The 14,887-nt window shown below is 53.4% G+C and carries 14 protein-coding genes; 11 read left to right on the top strand and 3 right to left on the bottom strand.

Annotation, left to right across the window (positions count from 1 at the left end; translation table 11 throughout):
* Positions 1-64: 64 nt before the first annotated feature.
* Positions 65-1,198, top strand: a complete 1,134-nt coding sequence (locus NXT01_RS03005) for a GuaB3 family IMP dehydrogenase-related protein (protein ID WP_259077256.1) — start codon at positions 65-67, stop codon at positions 1,196-1,198.
* A gap of 117 nt (positions 1,199-1,315) precedes the next feature.
* Here NXT01_RS03005 and NXT01_RS03000 read toward each other — a convergent pair whose 3' ends face one another.
* Entirely contained in the window at positions 1,316-2,287 is a 972-nt protein-coding gene (locus NXT01_RS03000; RefSeq protein ID WP_259077255.1) for a DMT family transporter, read from the bottom strand.
* A 199-nt stretch (positions 2,288-2,486) separates the two neighbouring features.
* Between NXT01_RS03000 and NXT01_RS02995 the strand changes: the two genes are divergently transcribed.
* Together NXT01_RS02995 and guaA are read left to right on the top strand one after the other, a co-directional pair.
* Positions 2,487-3,431 carry a LysR family transcriptional regulator gene (locus tag NXT01_RS02995; RefSeq protein WP_259077254.1) on the top strand — a complete coding sequence of 315 codons (945 nt, stop codon included), beginning with the start codon at positions 2,487-2,489 and terminating at the stop codon, positions 3,429-3,431.
* A gap of 88 nt (positions 3,432-3,519) precedes the next feature.
* Positions 3,520-5,097, top strand: a complete 1,578-nt coding sequence (guaA, locus tag NXT01_RS02990; protein ID WP_259077253.1) for a glutamine-hydrolyzing GMP synthase — start codon at positions 3,520-3,522, stop codon at positions 5,095-5,097.
* A 79-nt stretch (positions 5,098-5,176) separates the two neighbouring features.
* On the opposite strand, the gene NXT01_RS02985 is transcribed toward guaA, so the two are convergent.
* Positions 5,177-6,268, bottom strand: coding sequence for a PspC domain-containing protein (locus NXT01_RS02985; protein WP_259077252.1), 1,092 nt, complete (start codon positions 6,266-6,268; stop codon positions 5,177-5,179).
* 157 nt (positions 6,269-6,425) lie between these two features.
* On the opposite strand from NXT01_RS02985, the gene NXT01_RS02980 reads away from it, so the two are divergent.
* The 4 genes from NXT01_RS02980 to NXT01_RS02965 all read left to right on the top strand — a co-directional run bounded on the left by NXT01_RS02980 (position 6,426) and on the right by NXT01_RS02965 (position 10,736).
* Positions 6,426-7,550 carry a PspC domain-containing protein gene (locus NXT01_RS02980; RefSeq protein WP_259077251.1) on the top strand — a complete coding sequence of 375 codons (1,125 nt, stop codon included), beginning with the start codon at positions 6,426-6,428 and terminating at the stop codon, positions 7,548-7,550.
* Positions 7,551-7,594: 44 nt separating this feature from the next.
* Positions 7,595-8,317 (top strand): response regulator transcription factor, encoded by a 723-nt coding sequence (locus NXT01_RS02975; RefSeq protein WP_259077250.1) that lies wholly within the window; start codon positions 7,595-7,597, stop codon positions 8,315-8,317.
* Positions 8,318-8,472: 155 nt separating this feature from the next.
* Entirely contained in the window at positions 8,473-9,195 is a 723-nt protein-coding gene (locus NXT01_RS02970; protein WP_259077249.1) for a hypothetical protein, read from the top strand.
* Positions 9,195-10,736, top strand: coding sequence for a DNA polymerase Y family protein (locus NXT01_RS02965; RefSeq protein WP_259077248.1), 1,542 nt, complete (start codon positions 9,195-9,197; stop codon positions 10,734-10,736). The genes NXT01_RS02970 and NXT01_RS02965 overlap by 1 nt, the downstream gene beginning before the upstream one ends.
* A 3-nt stretch (positions 10,737-10,739) precedes the next feature.
* On the opposite strand, the gene NXT01_RS02960 is transcribed toward NXT01_RS02965, so the two are convergent.
* Entirely contained in the window at positions 10,740-11,369 is a 630-nt protein-coding gene (locus NXT01_RS02960) for a hypothetical protein (protein WP_259077247.1), read from the bottom strand.
* Positions 11,370-12,276: 907 nt separating this feature from the next.
* On the opposite strand from NXT01_RS02960, the gene NXT01_RS02955 reads away from it, so the two are divergent.
* The 4 genes from NXT01_RS02955 to NXT01_RS02940 all read left to right on the top strand — a co-directional run bounded on the left by NXT01_RS02955 (position 12,277) and on the right by NXT01_RS02940 (position 14,857).
* Positions 12,277-12,438 carry a type II toxin-antitoxin system RelE/ParE family toxin gene (locus tag NXT01_RS02955; RefSeq protein WP_259077246.1) on the top strand — a complete coding sequence of 54 codons (162 nt, stop codon included), beginning with the start codon at positions 12,277-12,279 and terminating at the stop codon, positions 12,436-12,438.
* Between the two features lie 353 nt (positions 12,439-12,791).
* Complete coding sequence (locus tag NXT01_RS02950) at positions 12,792-13,244, top strand: hypothetical protein (RefSeq protein ID WP_259077245.1); 453 nt, start codon at positions 12,792-12,794, stop codon at positions 13,242-13,244.
* A 332-nt stretch (positions 13,245-13,576) separates the two neighbouring features.
* Complete coding sequence (locus NXT01_RS02945; RefSeq protein WP_259077244.1) at positions 13,577-13,792, top strand: hypothetical protein; 216 nt, start codon at positions 13,577-13,579, stop codon at positions 13,790-13,792.
* Positions 13,793-13,957: 165 nt separating this feature from the next.
* Positions 13,958-14,857 (top strand): sucrase ferredoxin, encoded by a 900-nt coding sequence (locus tag NXT01_RS02940; RefSeq protein ID WP_259077243.1) that lies wholly within the window; start codon positions 13,958-13,960, stop codon positions 14,855-14,857.
* The last annotated feature ends 30 nt before the right edge of the window (positions 14,858-14,887 follow it).

The raw sequence follows: 14,887 nt of genomic DNA, 5'->3' as shown, positions 1-14,887 counted from the left end.
AGCTTTCTAAGCCAGTGCTAAAATAGCGAGGTCTTTACTGTGATGAGCGAGAAAGAGTGAGCGCATGCGCGAATATGTGGAAATTGGAATCGGCCGGGAAGCCCGCCGCACCTACCAACTCGAAGAGATCAAGGTTGTGCCCTCAAGGCGCACCCGCTCATCTCAAGATGTGGATACCAGTTGGAATATTGATGCCTATAGCTTTGATGTGCCGATTATCAACCAGCCTACCGATGCGCTCGCGAGCCCTGAATTTGCTATTGAACTCGATCGCCTCGGCGGTATGGGAGTTATCAATGCGGAGGGAATATTAGGCCGACACGAAGACATCGACGCGGTACTAGGCGAGCTCATTGCAGCCGCTGAAGCCGAAGAAGGCTTCGGATGTGGCACCTCTGTATCGGTGTTGCAAAAGCTCCATCAGGCTCCCCTTCGCGAAGAATTATTGAGTCAGCGCATCAAGGAAATTCGCGATGCTGGTGCCACTGTGGCAGTGCGGGTTTCTCCGCAACATGCTCGGGAGCTGGCCCCCACCATTATTGAGGCTGGTGCGGATCTGCTTTTTATCCAAGGTACGATCATCTCCGCTGAACATGTGGCCCGTGGCGGGGAACCGTTAAATTTGAAGGAATTTATTTCCTCGCTCGATATTCCTGTGATCGTGGGTGGAGTATCTGAGTATTCCACTGCCTTACACCTGATGCGCACTGGGGCCGTCGGTGTGATCGTGGGTTCAGGGGTAACGACGAACTGGGAATCCTTAGGTATCCAGCCACCGATGGCCACCGCTATTGCTGATGTGGCTGCGGCCCGGCGCGACTATCTTGATGAGACTGGTGGCCGGTATGTCCATATTATTGCCGCGGGGGATATTTATTCCTCGGGTACGATGGTCACCGCGATCGCCTGTGGGGCCGATGCCGTCATGCTGGGATCGTTATTGGCCCCCGCCCAAGAGGCAGCAGGTCACGGCTTCTTCTGGCCTTCAGTGGCAGCTCATCCTCGTTTCCCGCGCGGGATTATTGAATTGCCCATGCCTTTAGAGGGCGCTGATCGGCCAAGTTTGGAGCAGATTTTGCAAGGACCCACAACGGATGTACTGGGCACGCAAAATCTTGTCGGGGGACTTAAGCGAGCTATGGCGAAATGCGGCTACGCCGATTTGAAGAGTTTCCAGAAGGTAGAACTCGCTGTCTAAGAGCAGCCCATGCGAAAAAAATATCGAAGAGATTGAAACGATCTTAGCGCCGCCCTAAAGACCTAGAGAAAAAGGGGCGGCGCTTTTTCTACGACCGTAGAGTGCCCGAGTGAGCTTTTATGCTGGTGTTTTCCTAGCATGGATAGGTTCTTCGGGTTGATCGTCGACGACGCGCGGCTTTTTGGTCGTTCGGGTCGCTCCTATGGAGGCGGTGATAACGCATGCAATGGCGATGAGGCCGAGTGCGCTAATATTCTGTTTGAGCAAGAGCCATCCCATAATTGCAGCGACAACTGGTTCTAAGGACATCAGCACCCCGAAGGTTGCTGATGGGATCGAGCGCAGTGCAATGAATTCTAAAGAATAGGGAATAAGAGAAGCCAAGAGAGCGGTGGCAATTGCATAGCCAATAAAGACTGGCTCAGATACAACCGTTGAAATATTAGCTAGGCCTTGGGGTGCGGCAGGGATCGCACCGATGATAAGAGCGACCGCAAGACCGCCAGTGCCGTTAATATGCTGACCTACTTTTGCGCTAGCCACAATATAAAGCGCCCAAAAGAATGCGGCGAGAAGGATAAAAACGAGGCCTAGGCCGTCGAGGGAGGCGGAGGAAAAGAAGGATTCCAGGCCGAAAATTCCAATACCTACAACGGCAAGACCCACCCAAAGAAAATCTTTGGCGCGCCGGGAGAGGAGAGCAGCGAGGCTGAGTGGTCCGAGAAACTCTATAGTCACGGCGGTGCCAAGGGGAATACGGGCTAGACCCGAATAGAAAAATCCATTCATTAAACTGAGGGCGATTCCGAGGGCGATGACGTGGGTCCACTGGGTGCGATTCCACTTAAGAATTTTTGGTCGCGTTATTGCCAAAAGTAGGGTACCTGCGATGCCGAGGCGGTAAAAAGCGGTGCCCCAGGTGCCAGCAACGCTAAAGAGTTGGGTGGCTAATGCGGAACCGAGTTGCAGGGAGATAATCGCAAGGATCACAAAAGTGATCCCGATCCACGCTCCAGATAGCGAGAGCGGCCTAAGGCGCGGGCGCCGAGCGGCTGGGGCCATGATGTGGAGGCGCGGGACAACGTTCATAGGAATATTGTTGCTGATAGCAAAAGGTTTAGTCTAGCAACGGTTTTTTGAGTAGATATGTTAGAGTTCCTTTTATATTGTCCAGGATCTGCCTGAGAATTACCCAAAAAACCACGACTGCGCGTACGAGCGAAACTATATATTCCCGCCCAGAATTACAGTTCCAATCCGCCTCATAAAACCCACAAGGAGTCCGCCCATGCGTATTCGACGCGGTATTGCATCTAATTTGTACCGATTGCGCATGCTTGTGGAATTACGCCGACTAGGGACCATGAGCGAGGTCGCAGAGATTCTCCTGCTCACACATTCTGCGGTGTCCCAGCAGCTCAAACAGCTGGAAAAAGAAGTCGGTTATACTCTCATCGAAAAATCGGGACGGCGAGTTCGCCTAACCGATCGTGGAGAAATCCTCGCAGATTATGGTCACCGCATGCTGACCCTTGCTGATGAAGCAGCCGCGGCCCTAAAAGATCAACGCGATATCCGGGGGCATCTAAAAATAGCGAGCTTTCAATCAGCCCTGGTAGGACTGATTTCCTCCATTGTCACCGACATGGCAGTCCAACACCCTGACCTCAAACTGGAATTCCACCAATACGAAGTCGATGCCGCCATCGCGCAGCTACTGAGCGCCCACGTCGATGTCATCATCGGCGAAGAGCTTCCATTTATGCCAGCCCTAGACACGCCCGGTATGCACCGCGAAGATCTCTACCACGAAGATATGGTCCTTGCGTGCCCCACGCACGGGCCGTGGGCGAAACGATGCGCGCATGTGCGCGATTTCAAAGAATTAGCCCCGGTGCCTTTTCTGCTCAATCCTCAATCCTCGGTGGCCGGATACTGGGAGCGCAATTTCTGCCTCAACCACGGCTTTATGCCCACCGCCCTTCTAGAGTCCCCTGATCCTCTCCTGCAGCTTAACCTGGTCGCACAAGGGGTGGGGGTGGCTATTCTACCGTCACTGGTCCTGCATAATTATCCCGCAAATATCCTATTAAAGGCACTGCCTGGTCATCCGCAGCGAGTGATTTTCACAGCAGTACGCGAAGGGCGCGAAGCCTACCCTGCTATCCAAACACTGCGGGCGACTCTTGCCGGGGCGTGGTCGAATCCGCAGGAAGTAGACCACACGCTATAGCGGTTCCTCCATAGTGAGGCTATTCGTGCGCTTAAGGGATCGCCTTTTATTCTTTATCTTGAAGGGGAAACCGCTAGACTGTGAAACCGTGAGCAATCAAACCCAAGCACAGCATCATCCGGTTCTCGTGATCGATTTCGGGGCCCAATACGCGCAGCTGATCGCTCGGCGTGTGCGAGAAGCCAATATTTATTCCGAAGTTATCGCCCATACCGCCACCCTCGACGAGATTAAGGCCAAGAAACCAGCAGCTCTCGTGCTCTCTGGTGGGCCTAGTTCCGTGTACGCTGACGGGGCGCCGAAACTCGACCCCGCATTGATGGAATTAGGGATCCCGGTCTTCGGGATCTGCTACGGATTTCAAGCCATGACCCATGCCCTCGGGGGTGTGGTAGAAAATACCGGTAATCGGGAATATGGCCGTACCGATATCACCGTGGAATCTGGGGTTTTACATGCCGGACTCGATCGCATACACACGGTGTGGATGTCCCACGGCGACGCGGTCTCCCACGCTCCCGAGGGATTCGAGGTCACGGCCCATTCGGCCGGCGCTCCCGTGGCAGCGTTTGAATGTCAGGCAAAGCGCATGGCCGGGGTGCAGTATCACCCCGAGGTGATGCACTCACCCCATGGGCAAGAAGTCCTTGTGCGATTTTTGACTGAGATCGCTGGGTTGGAGCAGAACTGGACCCCAGCCAATATCGCGGAGGAGCTGATAGCGGGTGTTCGCGCTCAAATCGGCGAATATGGTCGCGCTATCTGTGGGCTTTCTGGAGGCGTTGATTCCGCGGTGGCTGCAGCCCTCGTGCAGCGCGCCATTGGCGATCGTTTGACTTGCGTATTTGTTGATCATGGTCTGTTGCGCGCAGGTGAACGCGAACAAGTAGAAACAGATTTCGTGGCAGCCACGGGCGCGACACTTGTGACCGCTGATGAGCGCGAGGCCTTCCTCCACAAGCTCAGCGGGCTCACCGATCCAGAGGCCAAACGCAAAGCCATCGGCAATGAATTTATTCGCTCATTCGAGCGCGCCGTCAGCCATGTGCTTGCTGATGCCCCGAAAGGCTCGGCAGTAGATTTCCTCGTGCAGGGCACCCTGTATCCTGACGTTGTCGAATCTGGCGGTGGTTCTGGTACCGCAAATATCAAGAGCCACCACAATGTGGGCGGGCTACCTGAAGATCTTGAATTCTCCCTCGTGGAGCCGTTGCGTCTGCTCTTTAAGGATGAAGTGCGCGCAGTGGGCCGCGAATTAGGTTTGCCTGAAGAGATCGTCAATAGGCAGCCCTTCCCAGGCCCTGGATTAGGTATCCGCATTATCGGCGAAGTCACCGAGGAACGTTTGGAGATCCTGCGCGCCGCCGATCTGATCGTGCGCACTGAGCTCAGCGCTGCCGGACTGGATGCTGATATCTGGCAGTGCCCCGTGGTGCTGCTCGCTGACGTCCGCTCTGTCGGCGTCCAAGGTGACGGTCGCACCTACGGCCACCCCATTGTGCTGCGCCCAGTATCCTCTGAGGATGCCATGACAGCAGACTGGACGCGATTGCCTTATGACGTTGTGGAGAAGATTTCCACCCGGATTACCAATGAAGTTCCGGACGTCAACCGCGTGGTGCTCGATTGTACATCCAAGCCCCCTGGAACTATTGAGTGGGAGTAAAAGTACATACACCAACGCCACTGAACTTTTCGCAGTAAAGCGAAAAAGCTCAGTGGCGTTGCGTTATCGTGATGGAGATTTAAGCGCGGGTAATGGTGATTTCCCCGATATTGGTGGTGGCAGTAAGAAAAAGGGTTGGTCCTTTATCCTGTCCTTCAACCTGCGATGACCCAGGACACTGAAAGGTCCCAATATTAACCGAACAGGAAATTGAGGTATTCATACCGCGGGGGATGAGAACCTCGATTGTTCCTGTCGAGGTGCTTAAATCTAGGTTACGGTCACGGTCGAGAGGAGGAAGAGAGCGTAAATCGAGCTCGATACTGCCTACGTGAGTGGAATAACTCTCCTGTAAATCTTCATAGGTTTTTATCTCAGCGTCAATCGAGCCAATATTCATATCTGACGAGGGCGAGGCGCCGAATACCGCCACTGATTGCACAATAATGAGCCCGATAATTCCGAGGATGATTATGGGCCAAGCGCTGCGCTCGGGACGGTGGGGAGTGGTAATGAGGGGATCAGAAACCGAGTAATTAAGTGCCGAGTCGTCGAGGGGATACCACTGCGAGCCTAAAGGATCGGGGCTCCACCTACCGGTAGGGGTGGGGTCATAGGGGCGGTCTGCATAAAAATCCATAGGAGGTGGTGTGCTCACAGGTGGTAGAGGATAGGTGGAATATCGGGCAAAAGTAATAAGGAGAAAAGCAAGGGTAATAAAGATGCCCGCAACGCTGCTAAGAGCGTTAGGGGAATCAGAGATCAGTATTACCAGTCCCACCGCCACTAAAGGCCACCACCACGCGCGCGATGGACGACTAAGAGAATTCATTGAGCCTAAATCTATAGGGCCCTCGCCGTGCTCAGTGCCACCGCGGGGAAAACACAGCGCACACGCAAGGTAGATAATCAGCCCAGTGCTATGATGCCCAAGGCAGGCCGCTACAAAGGCTAAACGTACGACATTGGGATCGATGAGATAGCGTCGCCCTAGCGCTTCGCATACCCCTAAGAGAGGGCTTGAGGACGGGTGCGCAATTGTGGGGCGGGTGGCCCAATACGCGGCCCACTGCTTCTTGTCACACAGGTGGTGCAGAATATTCTCGTGAGCTTTGTCCGCGGCAGATTGAGGTGACGCGGAGAAAGAATGATGTGAAGGAGAAAATTCCATACCATCATTATTCGCTCAGGGGAGCGGGAAAGTCTATCGGGATCATCCCTGATTTTTTAAAGATCACCTCTTGCGATAACCCTGCATCTATAAAGGTTAATAAAGATAGGGGAGAACCCGATGGCGTAGAGAGATATAGACGTGCCAGTATAAAAATATGGCTACACCACATATGTCTATCCCCACGTTCTATCGGCATCGCGATAGTGGGATGATTGGCGGAGTATGTAGCGGAATAGCCACCTACTTCGGAGTCAATGTGGCATGGGTGCGCTTAGGTTTTGCCGGAGCGTCGCTGCTGGTGAACGTCGGCACGCTTTTTTATATCTTGATGTGGATCGCTACCGAATCGCGCAGAGGTCTTCCCCCGCCACCTGATCGTTTTCGAGCTCCGGTGTCCTGGGGCTTGGTGGGGATTACAGTCCTAGGCGCGCTAGTAGATATCCACAGCGCGCGCTCTATTGGCTTTTTAGTATTTATTGCAGGCGGCGCCGTCATCACATGGTTCGCTCTGGACCGAGGTAAATCGATCATAACGCTAGTTCTCATGGTCGTCGGCACCAGCATGATCCTGGCTGGAGTGGTCATCGGGGCAGTACGCTGGCGCGTCGAACCAACTTTTCCCACCGCAATTGGCACAGTGCTCTTAACACTCGCAGGGGTGGCAGCCTTGATGGTCCCAATAGGAGTGCGAATATGGCAGCGTATGAGTGCGGAGCGGGAGGAGAAAATACTGAGTGCTGAGCGCGCCGAGATAGCGGCCAGGCTGCACGATTCGGTGCTACAAACCCTCGCATTGATCCAAAAACACGCAGAATCTCCGGCCGAGGTCATACGGTTGGCACGTGGTCAGGAACGGCAATTACGGCGCTGGTTATTCGAACCGGAAACCGATACCACTCTATTTACTGCGATTGAGCGTGCCTGCGGGGAGGTGGAAGATATCCATGCGGTACGCATCGCGCCAGTAACCGTAGGCCACGATCAGTTGCTCGAACCGAATGTGCAAGCACTGGTACTCGCCGCGCGGGAGGCGATGGTCAATGCCGCTAAATATGCTCCCGATTCTGAGATTGATGTCTACTGCGAGAATTTTGATGATATCCATATCTATATCCGCGATCGCGGCCCCGGGTTCGACCCACAGCACATTCCAGCGGATCGCCATGGGATTCGCGATTCCATCTGTGGCCGGGTTGAGCGTGCTGGTGGGAAGGTGAATATTCGCTCGCAACAGGAGGGGGATACGGGTACTGAGGTGGAGATTATCTACCCGATATAGCGACCGGGTATAAGGACGGTGAGTTTTAAGGGATAATAATAAATATGAAAGTTTTTCTTGTCGACGACCATTCCGTTTTCCGCGCCGGGGTGCGCGCTGAAATCGGTGATCACGTCCAGATTGTGGGCGAGGCAGGAAAAGTGCCAGATGCCATTGAGGGTATCCGTCTGACTACTCCCGATGTTGTTCTTCTTGATGTTCATATGCCCGATGGGGGTGGGGTAGCGGTTATTCACGCTGCCAAAGAGATGGATCCCGCTCCGCGGTTCTTGGCCTTAAGCGTCTCTGATGCCGCCGAGGATGTGATTGCGATCATCCGGGCGGGGGCGCGCGGTTATGTGACGAAATCAATTGATGGGCCCCACCTTGTGGATGCTTTGCGACGAGTTAATGACGGTGATGCAGTCTTTAGTCCGAGGCTCGCAGGTTTCGTCTTAGATGCTTTCGTATCCCCCGATGCCCACAGTGGTTCCGGGGTCATTGATTCCCCCGAATATGATGCCGCCATCGAAAAATTGGCGGGGGAGAATACTGCTTATGAGATCCGAGAGATTATCAAAAACGACCCAGTTGTTGATGCCCTTACCCGGCGTGAATTAGAGGTACTGCGCTTTTTAGCCCGCGGCTATACCTATAAGGAAATTGCGCGCGAACTGTTTATTTCGGTCAAGACCGTGGAAACGCATGCGTCGAATATTTTGCGCAAGACCCAGCAGTCGAATCGCTATGCCTTAACGCGCTGGGCGCAGTCGCGGCACCTCGACTAGTAGCAGCGATCGTAGATGGTGACGCAACTACCCCCTTCTTCCTCTTATTTTTCTCATATTTTAGATAAATAGCCAGCTTAGATGATGTTTTCTAGGGTGCTCTGTGCTTTCGTGGGGGTTTGACAAGACGGAGTGAAGGTATTTAGATAAAAGATGTGAATCAAACAAGTGTTCGAAAAGTGGAAGGTGATGCAGCTCCGAGCAAGGAGTTGCGCATCGCCGCTTTGCGGGCACAAATGGCTCAGATCGCCCCAGTTTTAGAGCCCGATCACCACCAGCACAGTGAGCATTCCCAAGCAGAGCAGCACTCCTATACCGAGCGGGAGGTTGTGGCCTTGGGTGCTGATTTACGTGATATTTTCCCCCATGGAGGTTTAAAACGGCGAGCCGTTGCACTCATGGATTCACCAGCACTGCTTGCTGTGGAAATGCTCGCCCATATCAGTAGCGCCGGACTCTTCAGTGCAGTGCTAGGGTGGCCAGAATTAAGTTATGCGGGGATATCTGAAAGCGGTGGACAGCTCGATCGTATTATTGCCGTCCCAGAACCCGGCGCGCAGATATGGGAAGCCGCCGCCATTTTAGCCGAAGGGCTTGATGCCATCTTTATCAACAGTGAGCAAGCAACCCTCACGCCCAGTCGAGCGCGTCCCTTCCTTGCGAAGGTGCGCCACGGAAAAGCAGCCGTTATTGTACTGGGAACGCATATCCCTACATCATGGATGGATATTCGCGCCCAGATTACGGGTTTTCGGGGAATTGGATACGGTACAGGCCGTATTAAAAGTATTGATATGCAGGTAACCACTACGGTGAAGGGAATAGCAAGAGAAAAGCGGATTACTATCGGCCACCGTCCTCACCTATATGCCGTTTAATGCGCACTCTAGCTTTATGGTTCCCAGACTGGCCGGTGCAAGCAGCAGTGATCAGTGGCTTGGCCACGCATATGCAACCGGTCATTATTTCGCAGCAGCACAGCGTGACAGTGTGCAATACCCACGCTCGTGCTCGTGGAGTGAAGCGAGGGATGCGACTACGAGCGGCTCAGGCCCTAGTGCCCGAAGCAGCCATTATTGCAGGTGATGCGGAGCGAGAGGGGCGAACTTTTGCTGATATCACCACCTCACTCGATGAAATAGCAGCGAGCGTTGAAGTATTACGGCCTGGACTTGTGGTAATGAATGCCCACGCTATCGCCCGCTTTTATGGCAGCGAAGCGAAAGCCACAGAGAAAGCTCTCGCAGCTAGTGCACGGCAAGGCGTTGACTGCGTAGCAGGTATTGCAGATGATATCCCTACCGCTACGATCGCCGCTCGCTATGGGAAAACCGTCGAGCAGGGATGCTCCCAAGAATTTTTGGCTCCGCATCCGTTATCGCTGCTCACTATCGAGCCGAGCCTCGACTGCGATGCGCACACAGTGTCTACTTTCATGAGCATGGGGGTGCAAACCTTCGGCGATCTAGCAGCCCTTGATAGGACAGCGGTTCATACCCGCTTTGGGCATATGGGGATGCGCTGTCACCGCATTGCGTGTGCAGCAGAGAAAAGGTTGATCGCTCCCGATAGTCCAGTTAGTGATATGGCCCTTGAATACCGGCCAGAAGAAGCCATCAATCGAGTGGATACCGCGGCCTTTGTCGCGCGCTTTCTAGCAGCGAATATTATCGATACCCTCCGCATGCATGGTTATGAATGCGTCCGTCTCAAAATAACCGCCACTATTGGTCATACGCAGCTGGAACGGATATGGAGGACGCGCGAAGCACTGACCGAACAAGCGATAGCCGATCGGATGCGCTGGCAACTTGCTGGATGGATTACGGCACACGCACCCGAGGGAGAAGACGATGATGCGTTAGGTATTACCGAGATCATCATTGACCCCGTAGAGTGCCGAGTTCCTGCCCCGCGAACCTTATTAGGCAATGAGGCCGATGAATACCAGAGTCAGCGGGTTATTAGCCGCGTGCAATCGACCCTTGGGGTGGATCGCGTAGTTCAGCCCACACTCATTGGGGGAATAGGGGTAACCGAGCGTGTTATTTTCACCCCCTATGGTGAAGATCCGGTGAATATCGATCAACAATCGTGGCGCGATGCCATCCCTGCTCCTTTGCCAGCGCGCGTGCTCCACCCAGCGGCGCGGTGCCAGCTTCTTGACGGTGCCGGTATGCCGGTTGAACTAGACAAGGACCAGATGCTCTCAGCCCCTCCTGTCACGATGCGGTGGGGAAAGAAAGTATTTTCTTTGCATTATTGGGCTGGTCCATGGCCCTTTTTGGGGCAGTGGTGGGCGCAAGAAGCCTCGGGCGCGCGTCTTCAGGTAGTGGGGGAGGATATGCACAACAACCCACAGGCATGGTTATTGCTGTGGGTTGCGGGGGTGTGGCGGGTCGAAGCTACTTACGATTGACGCTTACTGTTTACGGATATCAATAACCACGCGCACGGGGTTGTCGAGCACCTCAACCGAATAGGGGGCTGGAGAACCGTTGAGTCCAATGACAAATTGCCCACGACCTTCGAAAGTGCCCGAAGGTTTTACCGCGGTGACGATAGGGCCTGGGCCCTTGACTAGATCGGTGACAGCATCGGAATCGAGTCCTACCTCGAAGGGGAGAACAAGGCCGTCGATATTAACGTTGAGGAAGCTATCACCTGGAATATCAACGACTAGACCAGAGGCCTGCTGGGTGGGAGTATCCACATAGTCGATATACCAACCAGGTTTCCCCGTGCCTGCGAATTCGATAACAACTCGATCGAATCCCTTGTGGCTACCAATGCGAACTTCTTGAGGCACTAGTAGGGAGGGGACCGAAGGGCGTTGAGTGCGCATTTCTTTAGATGCCTCACCGAGGGGTGTGATTCCAGCACTGGCACTTGAAGAGGCAGCAGGGGAGGAGAAAGCTGTGCCAGTTTGAGCGGCCGAGGTGAAATCTGCAGTGGACTCGGTAGGAGATTGCGGGGCGCAAGCGCTGGCACAAGCTACTAGGCTTGCCACGCCTGTGGCCACGAGGGTGCGCATCAACGTAGGTCTACTCATAACCTCAACTGTAACTACCGCACCAAATAAAGGGAATTATAAAAGCTTAAAACACTAAATTGTTGTCAAATTGCAACAGTTACCGAGTGCCAGGTGCGCTGGGATTAACGATACCCCCGCTAGCACCCTAAAAAAGGGGCGCGCTCGCAGCGCATAGAGGAGCGGAAGTTCTCCACGGGTCAGTAGATCGGGGCTTTTCTCAGGAAAATAATCACCTCACAGATCCGAAGACGGGGGCGATTAGCCAGAAGCCCGCTATCACCGCATAAACTTCGCAGCCTTTGTGCACTGCGAGTACGCCGTATTGAGCACTAAAAAATATGCGTCAGTTATGGTCATAGACATAGACATAGACATAGACATAGACCAGCCCGGTACCGCAGTCAGGGATGAAACCGCTTTTAGGCATGCGCTTAAGACTGGGCATCGGCCACGGCAGACGGGGCAGCGCTTAAAAGATGTGCCTATTATCGACGCGTACGAACAATCCTATAAGGCTGCTTAGTCCCATGGTGGGGCGGGGCGATCTGAGGGCATGCCGTCGATGTCTAATCGTTTGACGATGGCTAGGCGGGTGCGGGGCTACGTCACCCAGTCCACAAGCCCCGTCTACGCGTCCCAGGGCACGACTGCGAAAGCCAGTAGCAGTGAGCCTAAGACGTTAGGCACTACGGGACGTAAAGGTGGATAGAAGACTGCAGAATGTCGAGAGACCGACCCCGAGGGCGACCATGACCAGGCCCAACGGCAGAAACTCGCAGCAGCCAACAAAAGATAATTTCGCGGGAGCAGCTGGAGCTTGAGTGCGGCATGGGCGATTGAGTTTTCTTCTCGTGCAGCGAAGGATTTTAAGAAGTTTGACTGACCAGTGCAGCTACGGGTTTTGTTCTTGCGTGAGATTGCGCAGTTGGATAATCCACACGATCGGGGGAAAGCCCTGACGGCCAATAAGCGGGGGTCGCGGCGTTGGCGTGTAGGTGACTGCCGTATTGTTGCAGATATTGTGGAAGATACCGTGGTGATTGTTGTCGTTGATATTGGACACCGGTCTACGGTGTACGACTTTTAGGACGGCACCCAGGTGCGCGTGCACGAGGTTAAGCGTCACTCAAGCACCAGTAGGTGTTTTCGTCGAGCTCCCTTGAGTGGTTAATTCCTGCAAAGGGGCTTTTTGTCTAGGCATGCGGCCAAGTCGGGGTGCGTAGTGCGTTGTTTTCTCTGCTGACCTTCTCGCTTGTGCTGTGTGCCCGATAGATGGGGTTTGCGGACATGTAGCACGATCTACCCCTTTAAAAACAATCCCCACGGGGGCACGGTAGTAAAAATGCTATAGATTATTTTTCTACATCGGTTACATTATTTACTGACCCCATATTATTAGGTTGACCTAACTTAAACTGCCTTCTCCGAAAGGAAGTTGAAGTGTCTGAAAATAGTGTTAAACATATCGTGAGTATGGCTCCTGCTGATATTGCAACTGTTATTGGGGTAGTTCTGACTCTTCTTAGCGTTGTGGGAATTGGGTTAGGGATAGGTTCTGCTACGAACCCCAACCTGTCAAGTGATACGGGTTCTCGTCAAGTATGGGATTGGGATTCTCGGAAAGGTTTGGAAAACGAAACTCCACTACGCTGGAACTCTCATGAAGTCATTGGTGGTGGGGAAAAAGTACGAGTCTTTTTCAATATTGGAACTCCAAGTTGTTACGGAATTCGATCGGAAGTAACCGAATCTCGGACAGCCGTAACCATTTCTTTGTTTGAAGGTTCACTTCCTGATGCTCCTGAACAATGTTCTCTTGTAGGAACAAGCGCGTCAACCGTTGTCGAACTTGCGCGCCCACTATCTGGTCGATTGGTTCTCCACGGTAACTAGAACCCATCTGTAGTTGTTTCTGCAAAGCTTCTTTGCCGCATCGAGGGGAGTGACCTTGGTGTGGTGATTTTTGAGGGTTGCGCGTGGTGAAAATGCGCCCCTCTCTCAACTCTCTTAGGTGCTACTAAGCTACCAGGAGGGGTCAATCTGTTGGCCTTATCCAAAATTGCAGTACATCTATGCCGTTAGTCGGTTAATATCAGGCCAGAAAAATCTTCCGCTCTGGTATGTGGAAAGCGGCATGGCGCGAAAAAAGAATGAGAATAACGATCAATTAGATCTTTTCGAGGAATTGAATCGGCTCTATCAGAAGCAAGAGAAGGAGCGCAATAATGTATCGCAAGCCAGAAATTCTACGCAGCACAGTGAGCAGCGTGCTGGAGACACTCAACCAAGCGGAACCGACATACGCGGAAGTAACAAAGCGGCACCGAGAACTCAACGACCAGGTAGAGGAGATGGCGCGAAGCCTAGCCCCAGCGGGGCAGGAACCTTCCCCAAGGCATTGGGAGGAGGCTTATTCGGAGATTATCGCCCTAACCTCATGACAGTTGTATTTATTTAAATGCTTGCAACCTAACCCTCTACGAGGTTTACTAAAATTCCTTGATAGGATGCTGTACCCACCTCTCGACCAAAGGGTAGGCTAAATCTCACAGCATTGTCTGGCAGCAGCGCTCATCGAACTATTACTCTTTCTAATCCCTGTGCGAATGGAGCTGAGAGAAAAAATTTCCGCTACTATACCCCCACCTCTCCAATCGTTGTGTTCTGATTCCCACCTCGAGCCGCTAGCAGGCACCGCGAAGAATGCACACACCTATATCCTCGTCGAAAAGCCTGGTAGCTGGAGTAAAGATATCCTCGATGGCAATACCTTTAACGCCGCCGATACTGAGGTCCTCACCCAATTACCCCAGGTGTTGCTCATACGCCGGCCGGGGCGCGCTGGGCACCAAGTGAACTCTGACGGTGGATTCCGCATATATATCGTCTATGTTGCAGCGGGCATCGTAGAGATGGCTCAAATCAATCAGATCAGCGACCTCCTCGATTTCGATTTTTCTGGGCCCGGGCACAATGGCGGTCGCACCACGGTGGTCGAGGAACCGGTGGTCTTGGTATGCGCGCACGCCAAACGGGATCGGTGCTGTGCGATTAAGGGCCGTCCGATAGCGCGCCATCTTTACGAACGATTTCCGCAAGGGCATATTTGGGAGTGCAGTCACACCGGCGGGCATCGTTTTGCTCCGAGTCTGATCCTCTTTCCGTGGGGTTATTTCTACGGCCGCTTCGATGAGGAGGATGCTCTACGCATCTATATGGAAGCTCAAGCGGGTCGGCTCTATTTGCAGGGTAATCGTGGGCGCGGGCTGTGGGATAAGCGGGGGCAGGTTGCAGAATTGGCGGTGCGGAATCATCTGGCCGCCCAAGGTGAATCGCTCCCTATTGGGGCAACGGGGGTAGTGGACACCATGGTAACGCTTGCCGACGGTCGTGTCTTTGATAGTGAACTTATAGCGCGCACAGTCGACAATGCGCATATTTCCTGCACAAAGCCACCAAAATCCGTGGACATTTGGGTGGCTACTGAGGTGAGACAACGCCTTTAGGAGTATAAAGTAGCACTACCCCCGTTATCT

The sequence above is a fragment of the Corynebacterium sp. ES2775-CONJ genome, assembly GCF_024814515.1.
Taxonomy (GTDB): Bacteria; Actinomycetota; Actinomycetes; order Mycobacteriales; family Mycobacteriaceae; genus Corynebacterium.
This window is presented reverse-complemented; position numbering and strand designations above follow the sequence as displayed.

What these genes read in the sequence shown, in the direction of transcription:
- NXT01_RS02965 (WP_259077248.1), top strand. Translation starts at nt 9,195, where the DNA reads ATGCGCACTCTAGCTTTATGGTTCCCAGACTGGCCGGTGCAAGCAGCA.
- NXT01_RS02975 (WP_259077250.1), top strand. Translation starts at nt 7,595, where the DNA reads ATGAAAGTTTTTCTTGTCGACGACCATTCCGTTTTCCGCGCCGGGGTG.
- NXT01_RS03000 (WP_259077255.1), bottom strand. Translation starts at nt 2,287, where the DNA reads ATGAACGTTGTCCCGCGCCTCCACATCATGGCCCCAGCCGCTCGGCGC.
- NXT01_RS02945 (WP_259077244.1), top strand. Translation starts at nt 13,577, where the DNA reads ATGTATCGCAAGCCAGAAATTCTACGCAGCACAGTGAGCAGCGTGCTG.
- NXT01_RS02985 (WP_259077252.1), bottom strand. Translation starts at nt 6,268, where the DNA reads ATGGAATTTTCTCCTTCACATCATTCTTTCTCCGCGTCACCTCAATCT.
- NXT01_RS02940 (WP_259077243.1), top strand. Translation starts at nt 13,958, where the DNA reads ATGGAGCTGAGAGAAAAAATTTCCGCTACTATACCCCCACCTCTCCAA.
- NXT01_RS02980 (WP_259077251.1), top strand. Translation starts at nt 6,426, where the DNA reads ATGGCTACACCACATATGTCTATCCCCACGTTCTATCGGCATCGCGAT.
- NXT01_RS02995 (WP_259077254.1), top strand. Translation starts at nt 2,487, where the DNA reads ATGCGTATTCGACGCGGTATTGCATCTAATTTGTACCGATTGCGCATG.
- NXT01_RS02960 (WP_259077247.1), bottom strand. Translation starts at nt 11,369, where the DNA reads ATGAGTAGACCTACGTTGATGCGCACCCTCGTGGCCACAGGCGTGGCA.
- NXT01_RS03005 (WP_259077256.1), top strand. Translation starts at nt 65, where the DNA reads ATGCGCGAATATGTGGAAATTGGAATCGGCCGGGAAGCCCGCCGCACC.